The 16150-nt window shown below is 72.2% G+C and carries 16 protein-coding genes; 7 read left to right on the top strand and 9 right to left on the bottom strand.

Annotated elements, in window-relative coordinates:
• Positions 1-404: 404 nt before the first annotated feature.
• The 4 genes from BAW75_RS01845 to BAW75_RS01830 all read right to left on the bottom strand — a co-directional run bounded on the left by BAW75_RS01845 (position 405) and on the right by BAW75_RS01830 (position 3331).
• Positions 405-611 (bottom strand): hypothetical protein, encoded by a 207-nt coding sequence (locus tag BAW75_RS01845; RefSeq protein WP_104112415.1) that lies wholly within the window; start codon positions 609-611, stop codon positions 405-407.
• 138 nt (positions 612-749) lie between these two features.
• A complete protein-coding gene (gene trpD, locus BAW75_RS01840; protein WP_104112414.1) occupies positions 750-1796 on the bottom strand; it encodes an anthranilate phosphoribosyltransferase in 1047 nt (348 codons plus the stop codon).
• Between the two features lie 80 nt (positions 1797-1876).
• Entirely contained in the window at positions 1877-2275 is a 399-nt protein-coding gene (locus BAW75_RS01835; protein ID WP_030500140.1) for a response regulator, read from the bottom strand.
• 102 nt (positions 2276-2377) lie between these two features.
• Positions 2378-3331 carry a cytochrome c oxidase assembly protein gene (locus BAW75_RS01830; protein ID WP_069088996.1) on the bottom strand — a complete coding sequence of 318 codons (954 nt, stop codon included), beginning with the start codon at positions 3329-3331 and terminating at the stop codon, positions 2378-2380.
• A 108-nt stretch (positions 3332-3439) separates the two neighbouring features.
• On the opposite strand from BAW75_RS01830, the gene ctaE reads away from it, so the two are divergent.
• The 5 genes from ctaE to BAW75_RS01805 all read left to right on the top strand — a co-directional run bounded on the left by ctaE (position 3440) and on the right by BAW75_RS01805 (position 8608).
• Positions 3440-4039, top strand: a complete 600-nt coding sequence (gene ctaE, locus BAW75_RS01825) for an aa3-type cytochrome oxidase subunit III (protein WP_043329376.1) — start codon at positions 3440-3442, stop codon at positions 4037-4039.
• Between the two features lie 72 nt (positions 4040-4111).
• Positions 4112-4945: a cytochrome bc1 complex diheme cytochrome c subunit gene (qcrC, locus tag BAW75_RS01820; RefSeq protein ID WP_030500143.1), complete on the top strand. Its 834-nt coding sequence runs from the start codon at positions 4112-4114 to the stop codon at positions 4943-4945.
• A 67-nt stretch (positions 4946-5012) separates the two neighbouring features.
• Entirely contained in the window at positions 5013-6101 is a 1089-nt protein-coding gene (qcrA, locus tag BAW75_RS01815; RefSeq protein ID WP_030500144.1) for a cytochrome bc1 complex Rieske iron-sulfur subunit, read from the top strand.
• Positions 6098-7729, top strand: a complete 1632-nt coding sequence (gene qcrB / locus BAW75_RS01810; protein WP_030500145.1) for a cytochrome bc1 complex cytochrome b subunit — start codon at positions 6098-6100, stop codon at positions 7727-7729. Before qcrA ends, qcrB begins: the two co-directional genes overlap by 4 nt.
• Positions 7730-7939: 210 nt before the next feature.
• Positions 7940-8608: a DUF4142 domain-containing protein gene (locus tag BAW75_RS01805; protein ID WP_030500146.1), complete on the top strand. Its 669-nt coding sequence runs from the start codon at positions 7940-7942 to the stop codon at positions 8606-8608.
• 60 nt (positions 8609-8668) lie between these two features.
• Here BAW75_RS01805 and BAW75_RS01800 read toward each other — a convergent pair whose 3' ends face one another.
• From BAW75_RS01800 to BAW75_RS01780, 5 genes are all read right to left on the bottom strand, one after another.
• The gene (locus tag BAW75_RS01800; RefSeq protein ID WP_043329379.1) at positions 8669-8956 is read right to left on the bottom strand and encodes an Lrp/AsnC family transcriptional regulator; all 288 of its coding nucleotides are present in this window, start codon (positions 8954-8956) and stop codon (positions 8669-8671) included.
• Between the two features lie 52 nt (positions 8957-9008).
• Positions 9009-9884: a nucleotidyltransferase family protein gene (locus BAW75_RS01795; protein ID WP_104112413.1), complete on the bottom strand. Its 876-nt coding sequence runs from the start codon at positions 9882-9884 to the stop codon at positions 9009-9011.
• Positions 9881-10408 carry an NUDIX hydrolase gene (locus BAW75_RS01790; RefSeq protein ID WP_064445183.1) on the bottom strand — a complete coding sequence of 176 codons (528 nt, stop codon included), beginning with the start codon at positions 10406-10408 and terminating at the stop codon, positions 9881-9883. The genes BAW75_RS01795 and BAW75_RS01790 overlap by 4 nt, the downstream gene beginning before the upstream one ends.
• A 39-nt stretch (positions 10409-10447) precedes the next feature.
• Positions 10448-12235 (bottom strand): RelA/SpoT family protein, encoded by a 1788-nt coding sequence (locus tag BAW75_RS01785; RefSeq protein ID WP_104112416.1) that lies wholly within the window; start codon positions 12233-12235, stop codon positions 10448-10450.
• A 129-nt stretch (positions 12236-12364) separates the two neighbouring features.
• Positions 12365-14122 (bottom strand): DEDD exonuclease domain-containing protein, encoded by a 1758-nt coding sequence (locus BAW75_RS01780; protein WP_043329382.1) that lies wholly within the window; start codon positions 14120-14122, stop codon positions 12365-12367.
• Positions 14123-14249: 127 nt separating this feature from the next.
• Here BAW75_RS01780 and BAW75_RS01775 point away from each other — a divergent pair, with 127 nt between their 5' ends.
• Both BAW75_RS01775 and BAW75_RS01770 read left to right on the top strand, forming a co-directional pair.
• Complete coding sequence (locus BAW75_RS01775) at positions 14250-15650, top strand: NYN domain-containing protein (RefSeq protein WP_104112412.1); 1401 nt, start codon at positions 14250-14252, stop codon at positions 15648-15650.
• A 208-nt stretch (positions 15651-15858) separates the two neighbouring features.
• Positions 15859-16086: a hypothetical protein gene (locus tag BAW75_RS01770; RefSeq protein WP_104112411.1), complete on the top strand. Its 228-nt coding sequence runs from the start codon at positions 15859-15861 to the stop codon at positions 16084-16086.
• The last annotated feature ends 64 nt before the right edge of the window (positions 16087-16150 follow it).

Genomic DNA, 16150 nt, shown 5'->3' with positions numbered 1-16150 from the left:
TCCAGCAGGTTCATCACATGCCGCCGAGAAGCCATGCCCGGCAGCACATACCACCCGACCCAAGATCCCTACCACGTGACACATGTATCGGGACTTCAACGCTGACAGATGTCATGGGACTGAACAGTCTCCATGACAGCCGTTTCCTTCCAAGATCTCGCCGCGCGGCTCGGCCAGGTGGGGCGAACCGGAGTCCGCTCCCCATGACGCGGTGCCGCCACCGGGTCATCGTTGACACTCACGCCCGAGCCCACCGCGCTCCCGGCGCCGCCCCGCCCCGTTGATCAAGGAGTTTGTGTCCGCCTGGACAACTGTGGGGGACACAAACTCCTTGATCACGCGAGGCAGGCGGTTGGGCTGTCGGGCGTGGCGGGGAGGGAAGGGGCGCCGAAAGGGAGTGGAGGTCAGGCGGCCTGGGGGTGAGAAGGGCGGCGGGTGCGGCGGCCGGACAGGCGGGCCGGGCGGAAGGTGAACGTGGCGATCACCACTGCCGCGCCGCAGCGGGTGCAGATCAGCTCCGGGCAGTCGGCGCCGTGCCCGTCGCCGCAGGGCGGCGCCTCGAACAGCACGACGTCCTCGCAGGTGTCGCAGTGCAGCTCGCGGTCAGACACGGGTGGCTCCTCTCGCTCCGGGCCCGGGGGGCGAGGCGGTGTGGCGCCGGGCCGGTGGACCGAAGACCGAAAACGGATAGACCGAAAACGGAAAATAACTCCCGTGTAGTTTGGCACGCGGGTACGACACCCTCGCCGTCAGGCGGCGCGTGCCACCTCCAGCCAGCGCTCCAGCGCGGCCGCCGCGGCGCCCGAGTCGACGGCCTCGGCGGCCCGGTCCAGGTTGGCCCGCAGCGCCTCGTGCAGATCGCCGTCGAGCGGGCCCTGGGTGGACAGCGCCACAGCGGCGTTGACCAGCACCGCGTCCCGTACCGGGCCGGTCTCGCCGGCGAGCAGGCGGCGTACCACGTCGGCGTTGTAGGCCGCGTCTCCGCCGCGCAGGTCGGCCAGGGTGGCCCGGGGTACCCCGAGCTCCGCCGCGTCCAGCAGCGCCTCCGTGACGGTGCCCTGCTGCGCCACCCAGACCCGGGTGGGCGCGCCGGTGCTGAACTCGTCCAGGCCGTCCTCGCCGCGTACCACGATCGCGGAGTCGCCCCGGGCCGCGAACACGGCCGCCATCACCGGGGCCATCCGCTTGTCGAAGCAGCCCACCGCGCCCGCGCGGGGCCGCGCCGGGTTGGTCAGCGGGCCGAGGAAGTTGAACGCGGTGGGTACGCCGATCTCGCGCCGGACCGGGCCGGTGTGCCGCATCCCGGGGTGGAAGCGGGCGGCGAAGCAGAAGCCGATGCCGGCCTCGGTGACGCAGCGGGCCACCTGCTCGGGCTCCAGGTCCAGCGGTACGCCGAGCTCCTCCAGCACGTCCGCGGTGCCGCACGAGGAGGAGGCGGCCCGGTTGCCGTGCTTGACCACGCGGACGCCGGCCCCGGCGACCACGAGCGCCGCCATGGTGGAGATGTTCACCGTGTGCGCGAGGTCACCGCCGGTGCCGACCACGTCCAGCGCGGTGTCGCGTACCTCGTCGGGCAGGAGCACCGGCACCGCGCGGGTCAGCATGGTCTCGACCAGGCCGCCCAGCTCGGCGGGGGTCTCGCCCTTGGTGCGCAGCGCCACGGCGAACCCGGCGATCTGCGCCGGTGTCGCCGAGCCGGCCATGATCTCGCCCATCGCCCACGCCGTGTCGGCGGTGGAGAGCTCCTCGCCGCGCAGCAGCGCGTTGAGCAGAAGCGGCCAGGTCCGTTCGCCCATGACGGGCCTCCCGAGCGGCGTGAGGAAAGCGGTTGGGGCTTGCCACGGCCGCGTCGCCGTGGCGCGCGAGGGCCGGGGGATCAGGCCGCGGCGTGGGTGCGGCGCAGCAGCTCCGCGACGGTGCTGCCGGCGACCACCGGGTCCAGCGGGTGGGTCAGCGTGGCGTCGACCTCGGCGTACGCGGCCAGCCAGCGGTCGGCGGCGCGGGCCAGCACCACGCAGGTCGGCGGCGCGTCGTCCCGGTCGTCCTTGATCTGGCGGGCGATGCCGATGCCACCGCCCGGGCTCGCCTCGCCGTCGAGCAGCAGCAGGTCGATCTCGTAGTCGTCGACCAGCCGGACGCAGGCGGCGTACTCGTCGGCCTCGACGAACTCGATCTCGATGCCGGGCGCCGGGCGGGTGCCCACGGCCAGCCGCATCCGGTCGCGGACCTTCGGGTCGTCGCTGTAGAGCAGGACGGTGCAAAGACGATCGCTCATCGTGACGTGGCTCCCACCTCGTAGCTGCCCGCTGATCGTAGCGGGCGTCACGTTCGGCCTGTCCTCCGCCCGGGCGGGGGAGGGCGTACCCCGTCAGGGGCCTCAGGCGCTGGCTTCCGCGGCGCGCTCGCGGGCCTCCTGGCGGTCCAGCTCGCGGTCGAGCCGGCGGGCCTCGCGCTCGGACTGTTTGACCCACTGGACGACCAGGACGGCGAGCATGGTGACGCTGACGAACTCGCCGCCGGCCCAGAGGACGCCTCCGGCCACCACCTGGTCGTTCCAGGGGTCGGACCAGGACAGGTTGAGCGACGGGTACCAGTCGCCGCCGAACAGCGTGGTGCTCTGCATGATGGTGAGCCCGAGCACGGTGTGGAACGGCACCGAGAGCAGCATGAGCAGCGCGCGCGCCGGGTACGGCCAGCGTCCGGGCAGCGGGTCGAGGCCGAGCAGCGGCCAGAAGAAGACGCAGCCGGTGGCGATGAAGTGCGCGTGGACGAGTTCGTGCGCCCACTCGTGGCGCAGGGTGAACTCGTAGAGGTCGGTGAAGTAGAGCGCGAACGGGTTCACCACGAAGATGGTGAACGCCACGAGCGGGAAGCTGTAGATCCGCGCGATCCGGCTGTGCACGACCGCGAGCAGGCGCTTGCGCGGGCGTACCGGCAGCGTGCGCAGCGCCAGCGTGACCGGCGCGCCGAGCGCCAGGAAGATCGGCGCGATCATCGACAGCACCATGTGCTGGACCATGTGCACCGAGAGCAGGGCGGTGTCGTACGCGCCGAGCCCGGTGAGCGTGACCAGCGCGATGCCGCCGAGGCCGGGGCCGAGGAACGACACGGTACGGATGACCGGCCAGCGGTCGCCGCGCAGCCGCAGCCGGTGCACCCCGTAGAGGTACAGGCCGGCGGCGAGCACGATGCCCAGCGTGAGCCAGCTGTCCAGCCGGGTCTCGGTGAACACCCGGGCCACGGTGAACGGCGGCGGGGCGCTCTCGCCTCCCGCCGCCAGCGTCGCCGGAACGGCCGAGGTGACGGCGAGGATCTGATCGACGTGCAGCACGCTTTTCAGGGTAGGTCAGGCGAAGCGGACCACCACGATCGGGCCACGGAAGGGCCGGGTTTGGCACCCCGCTGATCGTCGGTCCCGGTCAGGGGCAATAATGACCGCGTGACTGCGGCCCCAGCCATTGACAAGAGCCGGATCCACTCCCTGACGCGACCCAACATGGTCAGCGTCGGGACGATCGTGTGGCTCTCCAGCGAACTCATGTTCTTCGCGGCGCTGTTCGCGATGTACTTCTCCATCCGCGCGGCTGCGCCGGAGCAGTGGGAGAAGCACACCGAGGTGCTGAACATCCCGTACGCGACCACGTTCACGGTGATCCTGGTGCTCTCCTCGATCACCTGTCAGATCGGCGTGTTCGCGGCCGAGCGCGGCGACGTCCACGCCCTGCGCCGGTGGTTCACGATCACGTTCATCATGGGTCTGATCTTCGTACTCGGTCAGCTGAACGAGTACCGGACCCTGGTGCACGAGGGCGTGAAGATCAACGAAGACGGCTACGGGTCGATGTTCTACCTCACCACCGGATTCCACGGTCTGCACGTGACCGGCGGTCTGGTCGCCTTCATCATCTTCATGATCCGCACCACCATGGGTCGGTTCACCCCAGCCCAGGCGACCTCGGCGATCGTCGTGTCCTACTACTGGCACTTCGTGGACGTCGTGTGGATCGCGCTCTACGCCATGATCTACTGGCTCCAGTGATCTTGGCGCGTCACGAACCGCGCCGCTGCTCCGTCCCCTGAGACAAGGTCCAACCGGTTAAGGACACAGGTCATGACTTCTGACAACGACCGCCGACGCGGTCTGCTCGCGCGGCTGCGCGGGCGGCCCGTAGCGCGCAGCAGGGGCCGCCGCCGGCTGGGCGCCGCGGTCCGGCTGTTCGCCGCGCTGATGCTGGCCGGCGGTGCCTACACCGTCTTCGCCCCCGGCGTGCAGGCGCAGGACAACCCGCCGTTGACCGCCGCAGGCAACGAGGGTAAGGCGCTGTTCGACGTGAGCTGTGTGACCTGTCACGGTCGCAATGCCCAGGGCGTCGAGGGCCGTGGTCCGAGCCTGATCGGCGTCGGGTCCGCCTCGGTGGAGTTCCAGGTGAGCAGCGGTCGCATGCCGATGGCCCGGCAGGAGGCCCAGGCCATGCGCAAGCCGCCGCAGTTCACCGACGAGCAGGTGCGCCAGCTCGGGCAGTACATCCAGGAGCTCGGTGGCGGTCCGGAGGTGCCCAACGGCGACCTGCGTGAGGGCGCCAACCTGGCCACCGGTGGCGAGCTGTTCCGGATCAACTGCTCGCAGTGCCACGCCTTCGGCGGTGGCGGCGGTGCGCTGTCCTCCGGCAAGTACGCGCCGAGCCTCGCGCCGGCCAGCGACCGGCAGATCTACGCCGCGATGCTGAGCGGTCCGCAGAACATGCCGGTGTTCGGTGACAACCAGATCACGCCGCAGGAGAAGGCGGACATCATCGCCTACATCCAGGACACGCTGAAGAACGACGGCGACCCGGGCGGGTTCAACCTGGGCCGGTACGGCCCGTCGACCGAGGGCATCGCGATCTTCCTGGTCGGCATCGTCGCGCTGGTCTTCGCGAGCCTGTGGATTGCGGGCAAGTCGTGACCGGACGGATCAATGGTTCCAGTGCTGTGGCGCCGACCCCCGGCGTCACCCGTAGCGAGGTGACGGCATGAGCACCCACACCGAGCACCAGGCCCAGCGGGGCCCGGAGCCGCTCGACGTGAACGACCCCCGGCTCTCCCGGTTCGAGGTCGTTCAGGAGGGCGCCCGGCGGGACGACATCGAGATCGTCCACTACGAGCCGCAGGTGGTCCCGGGCAGCAAGGCCGAGCGCCGGCTGACCCGTACCGTCGCCCTGATGTTCCTGCTGACCGGCGTCTTCGCGACCGCCTTCCTGGTGGTCTACATCTGGTGGCCGTGGCAGTGGGAGCCGGGTCGCGGCGGCGACAAGCTCTACACGCCGCTGCTCGGCGTGACGCTGGGCCTGGCGCTGCTGGGCATCGGTTTCGGCATCCTGACCTGGGGCAAGAAGCTGCTGCCCAAGGAGGTGTCGATCCAGGACCGGCACGACCAGGTCGACGACCCGGAGGGTCGCAAGATCACCGGTGAGACGATGCTCTACCTCGCCGACGAGATGGGCGTACGCCGCCGGCCGCTGCTGGGCATCTCGCTGCTCGCCGGCCTGGCGCCGGTGGGCGCGGTGGCCGCCGCGCCGCTGATCGGTGGCCTGATCGAGCAGCCGCACAAGAACAACCAGATGTTCACCACCGGCTTCCAGCCGGGCGAGGGCGGCAAGAAGATCCGGCTGATCCGTGAGGACGGCCGTCCGATCCGCCCGGCCGACGTCAGCGTCGGCGGCCAGCTCACCGTGTTCCCGGGCATCGACGGCGGCGTCAGCAACAAGCACGCCGACTCGCCCACCCTGCTCATCCACCTGCGGGAGGACGACGCGCAGAAGTCGCGCGCCGCGAACGAGCGCAAGGGCCACGGCGACTACATGTGGGGCAACTACGTCGCGTACTCCAAGATCTGTACGCACGCCGGCTGCCCGGCCAGCCTCTACGAGCAGCAGACCAACCGCCTGCTCTGCCCCTGCCACCAGTCCCAGTTCCTCATCACCGACAACGCCAAGCCGATCTTCGGCCCGGCGAACCGGCCGCTGCCGCAGCTGCCGATCGAGGTGGACGAGGAGGGCTTCTTCGTGGCGAAGTCCGACTACACCGAGACCATCGGTCCCGACTTCTGGGAGCGGCCATGAAGCGCCGAAAGTTTGATGCCGCCGCGCTGCCGGCCAAGAGCGCGCGGGCGGTGGACGACCGCTTCCAGGTGGCCACGCCCCTGCGCAAGCTGCTGAACAAGGTCTTCCCCGACCACTGGTCGTTCCTGCTGGGTGAGATCGCGCTGTTCTCGTTCATCGTCCTGCTGCTGACCGGCGTCTTCCTGACGTTCTTCTTCGAGCCGACGATGACCGAGGTCATCTACAACGGCAGCTACGCGCCGCTGCGGGGCACCCCGATGTCGGCCGCGTACGCCTCCAGCCTGGACATCTCGTTCGATGTCCGGGGTGGCCTGATCATGCGGCAGATGCACCACTGGGCGGCCCTGCTGTTCATGGCCGCGATCGTGGTGCACATGCTGCGGGTGTTCTTCACCGGCGCGTTCCGCAAGCCGCGTGAGACCAACTGGATCATCGGTTCGCTGCTGTTCTGGGTCGGCTTCCTGGCCGGTTTCACCGGCTACTCGCTGCCGGACGACGGCCTGTCCGGCACCGGTCTGCGCATCGCCTCCGCGATCATCCTGTCGATCCCGGTGATCGGGTCCTGGGTCAGCTCGTCGATCTTCGGCGGGGAGTTCCCCGGCACCATCATCATCAGCCGCTTCTTCATCGCCCACGTGCTGCTCGTCCCGGGTCTGCTGGTGGCGCTGATCAGCGTGCACCTCGGCCTGGTGTTCAAGCAGAAGCACACCCAGTGGCCCGGCCCCGGCCGGACCAACTCCAACGTGGTCGGCGAGCGGATGTTCCCGCGCTACGCGCTCAAGCAGGGCGGCTTCTTCATGGTCGTCTTCGGCGTGATCGCGCTGATGGGCGGCCTGTTCCAGATCAACCCGATCTGGCTGTTCGGCCCGTACGAGGCGTGGGTGGTCTCGGCCGCCAGCCAGCCCGACTGGTACGTCATGTTCCTCGACGGCTCGACCCGGCTCATGCCGGGCTGGGAGATCCACATCCCGATCGGCAACGGGTACGTCATCCCACCGCTGTTCTGGCCGACGGTGGTCCTACCCGGAATCCTGGTGGGCCTGTCGACGATGTACCCGTTCCTGGAGGCGCGCCGCCTCAAGGACTACAAGCACCACAACCTGCTCCAGCGGCCCCGGGACGTTCCGGCCCGGACCGCCGTGGGCGCCATGGCGCTGGCCTTCTACATCGTGCTGACGCTCTCCGGCGCCAACGACGTCATCGCCGACAAGTTCCACATCAGCCTGAACGCGATGACCTGGGCGGGCCGGATCGGCCTGCTGATCCTGCCGCCGATCGCGTACTACATCACGTACCGGATCTGCCTGGGTCTGCAGCAGCACGACCGGGAGGTGCTGGCCCACGGCGTGGAGACCGGCATCATCAAGCGGCTGCCCGACGGCCGGTTCGTCGAGGTCCACCAGCCGCTCACCTCGGCCGAGGGGCACGACGGCCACCCGCCGGCACTGGACTACGTCGGCTGGGTGGTGCCGAAGAAGATGAACCGGCTCGGCGCCCTCGGCCCGGCGATCCGGGGCTTCTTCTACCCGATCGAGAAGCCGGCCGAGGCGCCGGTCTCGCCGGGGCACCCGCCGGTCGAGGACCGGCCGGAGCGGGAGGAGATCGGCAGCGGCGAGAGCCGTCGCTGACCTTCCCGGTACGACTGACAGTGGCGCCCGCCGGATCATCCGGCGGGCGCCACTGCCGCTTTACGTACCTGTCGTCCGGTTGTGCCCGCCCGGCGCCCGGCGGGCGGTGCACCGGTCCCCGCCGCCCCCCGACACGGACGGGTGGAATCGCAGGAATAACCCCGGTCAGCCGGGTATCCGTGCGGTCCGACGTCTCATGGGGGAGGAAAGATGCTGGGAATCAAACGCCTGGGCCTGATGGCCGCGCTGGTGGTCGTGGGGCTGGCGCCCGCCGCCGCGGCACAGGCCGCGGCGCAGCCGTCGACGCAGGACACGCAGTACCTGCAGGCGGTGCACCAGGTCAACCTGTTCGAGATCACCGCCGGTAACCTGGCCCAGCAGAAGGGTCAGAACCAGCAGGTCAAGGACCTGGGCAAGATGTTCGTCACGGACCACACCCAGCTGGACCAGACGGTGCAGTCGACCGCCCAGCAGCTCAACGTGCAGCTGCCGGCCGACCCGACCGCCGACCAGCAGAAGGTCCTCGACAAGCTGAACAACCTCAACGGGGCCGAGTTCGACAAGGCCTGGGTGACCGCGCAGCTCGCCGGCCACGTCCAGGCCATCCAGGCCACCCAGACCGAGATCTCGCAGGGCTCGGAGCAGTCGGTGGTGCAGATCGCGCAGGACGCGCTGCCGGTCCTGCAGGCGCACTACGACGCGCTGGTGGCCCTGGCCCAGACGCTGGGTGTCCCGGTTCCGCAGACCAGTGCCAGCGGCACGCCCAGCCCGGGCGGCACCACCTCGCCGGGTGGCACCGAGTCGCCGGCTCCGGGCGGCACCGAGACCGAGGAGCCCGCTCCGGGCACCACGGAGACCCCGGTGCCCAGCCAGAGCTGACGTACCGCACGGTCGACGGTGGCCGGTCCGCCCACGGGGCGGGCCGGCCACCGGCTCGTGTCAGTCGGCGCTCGCGAGCCCGATCGCGAACGCCTCCTCCAGGTCGTGCTGCGAGTACGCGCGGAACGCGATGTGCGACTCGGTGTTCAGCACGCCCGGCACCTTCGAGATGCTGCCGGCGATGACCTGCGCGATCTGCTCGAACTCCCGGACGCGGACCATGGCGATCAGGTCGACGTGCCCGGCCACCGAGTAGACCTCGCTGACGCCGGGCAGGTTGGCCAGGGTCTCGGCCACCTCGGGGATGGAGTCGGTGGCGCAGTCGATCAGCACGATCGCGGTGATCACGGGACGGTTCTCCGTTCGTCGGCGACGAGGCCCATGCTAGATCCCGCGGCCCTCACCGCGCCGCCGGGACGGTCAGGTCGTCCCCGGCCCGGATCACCCGGTGGAGGCTCTCCCCGGCCGCGACGGTCGCGCCCGGCCACACCACGGACCGGTCCACGTCGCCGTCCACCCGCGCGCCCGCGCCCACCACCGAGCCGGTGACCCGGCCGGTCACCGTCGCCGCCGGGTCCACCAGCCCGTCCGGGCCGGCGGCGTGCAGGTTGGCGTCCAGGTAGTCGGCCGGGGTGCCGGTGTCGTAGAACGTGCCCCGGTAGGGCACCACGGTGAGCGCGCCGGCCGCCTCCGCGGGCCGCCACACCGCCCGGACCAGGTCGCCGAACGTGGCCGGCAGGTCGCGGACCAGCCGCCAGGGCAGCAGCGAGAAACCCACGAACTCGTGGCCGTCGAACGTCCCGGGGGCGTCCGGGTCGTCGGCGGGCCGGCCGAGCAGGCGTACGCCGTGCCCGTCCCAGCCGTCCAGCAGCGCGGCGATGTCCGGCCCGGGCGGGGCCGCCGGATCGGCCAGGTACGCGTCGGCGTTGCCCACCAGCACGCCCCGGCCGGCGATCCAGTCTCGCAGCCGGCCGACGCCTCCGGCGGTGCCCAGCGGGGCGTCCGGCTCGACCGACAGGTGGGCCCGGTCGCCGACCCGCGCGACCACCCGGTCACCCAGGTAGCAGGCGTTCACCGCGACCCGTTCCGGACCGGCCAGGCCGAGCCCGGCCAGCCGGGCCAGCGCCCGGTCCAGCAGCGGGACGTTGCCGACCGGGCAGAGCGCCTTCGGCACCCGCTCGGTGAGCGGGCGCAGCCGGGTGCCCTCACCGGCGGCCAGCACCACCGCGCACACCTCGCCCCCCGGCGCCGGAGCGCCCGCGTACGGGGTGCTCACGCGGCCGGTGGGCGCTCGCCGGCGCGCGGGCCGATGCCGTAGAAGCCCAGCAGGTTCGCGGTGGCGCGGCTGAGCCGGGGCAGGTCGTCCAGCGGATGGAAGGCGGCCTCGAAGACCTCGGCCCCGTCCACCTTCAGCTCGGTGGTCGACGCCGGCACCTCCGCCTCAAAGACCACGTCCACCCAGCCCTTGGCGTGCACCACCGCGTTCGGCACCGCCGGGCGCAGCGCGTCGGGGGACAGGCGGACACCTGATTCCTCGTACAGCTCCCGGGCGGCGCCGACCACCGGGGCCTCGCCGCGTTGCAGCAGCCCGGCGGGCAGCGTCCAGCTGTAGCCGGGCGGCTGGCGCAGCAGCAGGATCCGGCCCGCGCCGGTGGCCTCCGCGTCCTTGACCAGCGTGACCGCGCCGACGACGTACTTCGGCACGGCCAGCCGCACCAGCCGCCGCCGCAGCGGGACCGGAAGCCGGTAGAAGATCTGGTAGCCGAGGGCCCGTCCGGTGGCACGCGCGCGGGGGATCATGCCGTCCAGGCTAGTGGTCCCGGCGCGGACCGGCTTCGTCTACTGCCTGTGGTCGACCAGATCGATCAACTGCTGGACCACGGTGTCCGGCTCGACGGTGCGGTCGAAGACCGCCACCAGCATCGTCTCCAGGTCGGGGTAGCCCAGTTCCTCGGACAGCCGCAGCAGCGGCAGGTCGCTGGCCAGACCCCGGTTGTGCTTGCGCAGCGCCAGGCCGATGGAGGCCCGGCCGAGGCGTACCTTGTCGGCGATCGAGATGCCCGGCTCGGTGTGCTCGGCGAACCAGCGGTTGATCTGCATCTGGGCGTGCGGCGACTTGACGAAGCCCAGCCACTCCCGGCGCGGGCCGCGCGGGGCCACGTCGGCCTCGAAGCCGCTCTCCGCGTCGCGCTCGGTGTAGATCTCCACCACGTCGCCCTCCTCCAGTTCGGAGGAGAGCGGGGCGAGCCGGCCGTTGATCCGGGCCGCCAGGCAGTGGTCGCCGCGCTCGGTGCCCAGCTCGTACGCGAGGTCGACCGGCGTGGCCCCGGCCGGGGTGACCACCTGCCGCCCGTCGGCGACGACCTGGATCTGCGCCTCCGACAGGTCGCAGCGCAGCGACTCCATGAACTGGGTCGGGTCGACGGTCTCCTGCTCCCAGTCGAGCACCCGGCGCAGCCAGGCCAGCTCGTCCGCCCGGTCGACGGCCCGGCCCGCGGCGCGGGGGAAGCGGTAGTGGGCGGCTACGCCGTACTCCGCGGAGCGGTGCATCTCGGTGGTGCGGATCAGCACCTCGACGGTGCGGTCCTGCGGGCCGCAGACGCTCGTGTGCAGGGAGCGGTAGAGGTTGTTCTTCGGGGAGGCGATGAAGTCCTTGAAGCGGCCCGGCACCGGCCGCCAGAGCCCGTGCACGGCGCCCAGCGCGGCGTAACAGTCGGTCGCCGGACCGTCCACCACGATCGCGATACGCGGCAGGTCGTACGGGGCCGTGTGACCGCCGGCGACGGTGTCCTTCCAGATCGAGTAGAGGTGGCGGGGGCGGGGGGAGACGTCGGCGTCGACCCGGTTGCGGCGCAGCGCCACCCGGGTGCGGGCCACCACGTCGGCGAGGTAGGCGTCCCAGCCGGGCCGGTCGTGCACGAAGCGGGCGAGCCGCGCGTGCTCCTCCGGCCGCAGGTGCAGCAGGACCACGTCGTCCAGCTCGCGTTTGAGCGTCTGGATGCCGAGCCGGTCGCAGAGCGGGACCAGCACCTCCTGGGTCTTGCGGGCGATCCGCTCCCGGGACGCGGCCGAGCGGACGCCGAGCGTACGCATGTTGTGCAGCCGGTCGGCCAGCTTGATCACCAGCACCCGGACGTCCTTGCCGGCCGCCACGATCATCTTGCGGACGGTCTCCGCCTCGGCGGCCTTGCCGTAGAACGCCTTGTCGAACTTCGTCACGCCGTCGACCAGGTGGGCGACCTCGCGGCCGAAGTCCTCCTGGAGCGCCTGGAGCGTGTAGCGGGTGTCCTCCACCGTGTCGTGCAGCAGCGCGGCGACCAGCGTGATGGTGTCCATGCCGAGGTCGGCGCAGATCTGCGCCACCGCCAGCGGATGGGTGATGTACGGCTCGCCGCTCTTGCGGAACTGGCCGCGGTGCATGTTCTCGGCGATCGTGTAGGCGCGGCGCAACACCGAGGCGTCGGCGCTCGCGTGGATGCCGCGATGGGCCCGGACCAGTGCGGTGACCGGGTCGCCGTCGGAGGCCGGCCAGGTGAGCAGGGAACGCAGGCGGCGGGTGAGTGGCAGTTCGCCCTGGGCTGGAAGCGCGCCACCCAGGGCGGCGCCGTGTCCGGCGTCGACGTCCACCTGGGACACCTCCTCACCCCGGCCCTCGGCCGCCGGGAACCGGCGACCGGGAGCAGAGCCCGCGAATCGGGCAGGTCTGCACTCCTTTAACAGACTAAGGGAGTCGAGGTAGTCCGATCGGTCAGTTGGTCATGAGCGTTCGGTCGAGACTTTGTGGGTTCCGCCGCTCTCCGCCTTCGTCAGGAGGTCGCGAAAACGCCCCGCGCCGGCCACCGGCGAGGCCCATCCGGCGCTCGCCTCGACCAGGCGGGTCTCCGGTCGCTCCAACCAGGACAGGATCCGTTCGGTCTCCTCGGCGGTCGCGGCGGGCACCGGCCCGTGCCCGGGCAGCACCGTCTCGGCGGTGGCCCGGATCGCGTCGATCGTCGGTCGCGGATGGACACCCGGCGGGGACACCCCGGCCCCCGCCAGCCGCCCGTGCCGCACCAGCGCCAGCTCCCAGCCGCCCCGGGCCGCCGGCCGGGCGGCGGCCAGCTCGGCGATGCCGGTCAGCGCGGCCAGCCGCTGCATCCGGACCGCCGCGCGCAGCACCGCGACCAGCCGCCCGCGCACCACAGCCGCCTCCTCGTAGCGCTGGGCGGCCGACAGCACCTCGATGCGGGCGAGCAGCGCGTCCACCACCACACCGGGATCGTCGCTGGTGGCGGTGCGGAACGGCGTCGCCGCCCGGTCGTCGTACTCCTCGGGGGTGATCCGGTGCTCGCACGGCGCCGGGCAGCGACCCAGCTCGGCCAGCGCGCAGGCCGGCATGGTGGTGCGCCGGGACAGCCGGTGCGTGCACTGCCGCAGCGGCACCGCGTCGTGGAAGCCGGCGGCGGCCAGCTCCGCCGCCTGCCGGGACCGGAACGGCCCCAGGTAGGCCGTGTCGGTGGGCGCGATGTCGCGCACGATCGACAACCGGGGGTACGCCTCGTCGGTGAGCTTCAGCCACACCTGGCGCTCCGGATACTTCGACCTGCGGTTGTACGGCGGCGCGTGCGCCGCGATCAGCCGCAGCTCGCGGACCTCCGCCTCCAGCGAGTGGGCGCACTCGACCGCCTCCACCCGCTCGGCGGCGGCGAGCATCTCGGAGATCCGGGCCCGCTTCTCCGCGGCGGTGAAGTAGCTGCGCACCCGGGTGGCGATGTCGCCGGACGTGCCGACGTAGAGCGGCCGGTCGTCGGCGGCCCGGAAGATGTAGACGCCCGGCACCTTCGGCAGCCCGTCGGCGAGGTGCCGCTTGCGGCGCTGGGTGGGTGTGACCGCGCGGGCGAACTCGATCGCCTCGCCGACCGTGTCGACGCGGTGCCCGCCGAGCCGGCCGATCAGCCCGTGCAGCACGTCGACGGTGGCCTTGGCGTCGTCCAGCGCCCGGTGGGTGGGCTGGGTCGCGGTGCGGAAGTAGGCGGCGAGCGTGCCCAGCTTGCGGTTGGGCACCTCGTCGCGGGTCAGCACCCGCCGGGCCAGCGCGGCCGTGTCCAGCACCCGGGGGTTGGGCCAGCGGTAGCCGTGCTTCGCGCAGGCCGCCTTGAGGAACCCCACGTCGTACGGCGCGTTGTGGGCGACCAGCACGGCGTCGCCGACGAACTCCAGGAAGCTCGGCAGCACCTGCTCGATCGGCGGGGCGGGCAGCAGCATGGCCTGCGTGATGCCGGTGAGCACGGTGATGAACGGCGGGATCGGCACGCCCGGGTTGACCAGCGTGGCGAGCACGCCCAGCTCCTCGCCGCCGCGCACCTTCACCGCGCCGATCTCGGTGATCCCGCCGCCGTCGGGCGCGCCGCCGGTGGTCTCCAGGTCGACCACCACGAAGGTGGTCGCGTAGAGCGGCAGCGCCGGGTCCACGCCGCTGCCCGCCGCAGTGTCCAGGCCGGCCAGCGACTCCTGGACGTACTCCGCTCGTGTCACCCGCGGGACGCTAGCGGCACGGTCCGACACTTGCGTCACTGCGGCCCCAGGAGATACCACGGGGGTACGATGAGAGATCGGCTCACTCACCGGGCGGTGGGCCCGTTCGGGGTGGGAGACTTGCCTCATGCCCCTCACCGAGCCGCACGACGACCACTCCTCCGCGGAGGAGCCGGTCCTCGGCGTGCCCGGCGCCGGTGAGGACGCGCCGACCCCGGTCGAGCCCGAGCCCACCCTGCCCGAACCGGTCCGGCAGCGGATCGTGACGCTCACCGCGGCCGTGCTGCCCGGCCTGCCCGCCGACGAGGTGCCGGTGCCGCTGCGGCGGGTCGCCAAGTTCGCCCCGAACCGCCGCGCCCGGCTCGGCGCGCCCGCGATCGCCGCCCAGCTCACCGCCGACCCGCTGTTCCGGCAGCGGGTCACCGCCCGGGTGCTCGCCGACGCCGGCGACCTCGGCGCGGCGGTGGTGGAGGGCACCGCCCCGGCCGCGGCCGACCCGGTCGAGGTGGCCGCGCTGGCCTACCTGGCCCGGCCCCGGGGCTGGCGGGAACTGATCGAGGCCAGCGGCGAGGCGGTACGCGCCGAGGCCGACAGCGCTGTGGTGGCCGAACTGGTCCGCGAGGCCGAGCAGCGGGCCGCGCGCGCCGAGCACGACCGGGCGGTGGCCCGGGTCGAGGCGGAGAAGCTGCGCGACGAGCTGGCCCGGGTCCGCGAGGAACTCGGTCAGCTCCGCGAGGAAGCGCGCCAGCTCGCCCGTACCCTGCGGGAGACCCAGGCCCGCGAGCGCAAGGCCACCGAACTGCTCGCCACCGAGCGGGGCCGGGCGGCCCGCGCGGCGGCCGACGCGGACGCCGAGCTGCGCCGCGCCCGGGCCCGGCTGGCCGAGGCGGAGGCCGCCGCCGGCGTGGCCCGGGCCAGCGCCAAGGAGGCCCGGTCGGTCGACGACGCCCGGCTGTGGCTGCTGCTGGAGACGATCGGCCAGGCCGCGGTCGGGCTGCGCCGCGAGCTGGCGCTCGACCCGGTGGACAAGCTCCCGGCCGACTTCGTCGCCGACGCGTTCGCCGAGCAGCCGGGCGCCGCGCAGGCCGGCACGTCGACGCGGGCCCGCGACACCGACGACCCGGCCCGCCTCGACCAGTTGCTCGCGCTGCCCCGGGCACACCTGGTGGTGGACGGTTACAACGTGACGAAGCGGGGCTTCGGCGAGATGTCGCTGGAGCAGCAGCGCAAACGGCTGATCACCGGGCTGGGCGGGATCGCCGCGCAGACCGGGGACGAGGTCACAGTGGTCTTCGACGGCGCCGAGCGGATCCACGGCCTGCCCCCGGCGCCGCGCGGCGTGCGGGTGCTGTTCTCCCGTAAGGGCGAGACCGCGGACGAGCTGATCCGTCGGCTGGTCCGCGCCGAGCCGGCCGGGCGGCCGGTGGTCGTGGTCTCCTCCGACCGCGAGGTCGCCGACGGGGTACGCCGCGTCGGCGCGTACCCGCTGGGCGCCGACTCGCTGCTGCGGCGCCTGGCCCGGTCCTGAGCCTTCTCTCTCCCCCTTGATCGACTCCAGATCGGGGGAGTGGTGGGGTGGGGCGCGTGCTGATCGCGCCACTTCGGCGTACTGGTTGGGGTTCGCGGCGGGTGCTGCCTCGTTGTCCGGTTCTGTCGTACCCCGGCGTTAGCGTTCTGGTGACCGACGGTGGTGGTCCCTTCCCCGAGCGCCACCGGCGACCCGTCAGGAGGCGTTGATGCTGATCGACTGCGACACCTGCGGCAACCGTGGCGCCGGCTGCTCCGGCTGCCTGGTGACCGCACTGCTCGACTCCGACCCGGCCGACCTCGGCCCGGCCGAGCACCGGGCGATCGAGGTGTTCGCGCGGGCCGGGTTCGAGGTCGAGGTGCTACCACCACCCGCGACCGCCGAGGCGCTGGCGCCGATGCCCCGCCGCCCCGGCCGTCGCCGCCGGGTCGCCTGACGCCGCCCGCCGCCCTGAGCACCCCGGGGCAGCATTCCTTCAGCGGCAGGCGGAAGCCGGCGGG

Source organism: Micromonospora chalcea (assembly GCF_002926165.1).
Classification (GTDB): domain Bacteria; phylum Actinomycetota; class Actinomycetes; order Mycobacteriales; family Micromonosporaceae; genus Micromonospora; species Micromonospora chalcea.
This window is presented reverse-complemented; position numbering and strand designations above follow the sequence as displayed.

Coding starts and splice junctions, on each gene's coding strand:
- trpD (WP_104112414.1), bottom strand. CDS start 1,796: ATGGGCGAACGGACCTGGCCGCTTCTGCTCAACGCGCTGCTGCGCGGC.
- BAW75_RS01835 (WP_030500140.1), bottom strand. CDS start 2,275: ATGAGCGATCGTCTTTGCACCGTCCTGCTCTACAGCGACGACCCGAAG.
- qcrC (WP_030500143.1), top strand. CDS start 4,112: ATGACTTCTGACAACGACCGCCGACGCGGTCTGCTCGCGCGGCTGCGC.
- qcrA (WP_030500144.1), top strand. CDS start 5,013: ATGAGCACCCACACCGAGCACCAGGCCCAGCGGGGCCCGGAGCCGCTC.
- qcrB (WP_030500145.1), top strand. CDS start 6,098: ATGAAGCGCCGAAAGTTTGATGCCGCCGCGCTGCCGGCCAAGAGCGCG.
- BAW75_RS01805 (WP_030500146.1), top strand. CDS start 7,940: ATGCTGGGAATCAAACGCCTGGGCCTGATGGCCGCGCTGGTGGTCGTG.
- BAW75_RS01790 (WP_064445183.1), bottom strand. CDS start 10,408: ATGATCCCCCGCGCGCGTGCCACCGGACGGGCCCTCGGCTACCAGATC.
- BAW75_RS01775 (WP_104112412.1), top strand. CDS start 14,250: ATGCCCCTCACCGAGCCGCACGACGACCACTCCTCCGCGGAGGAGCCG.
- BAW75_RS01770 (WP_104112411.1), top strand. CDS start 15,859: ATGCTGATCGACTGCGACACCTGCGGCAACCGTGGCGCCGGCTGCTCC.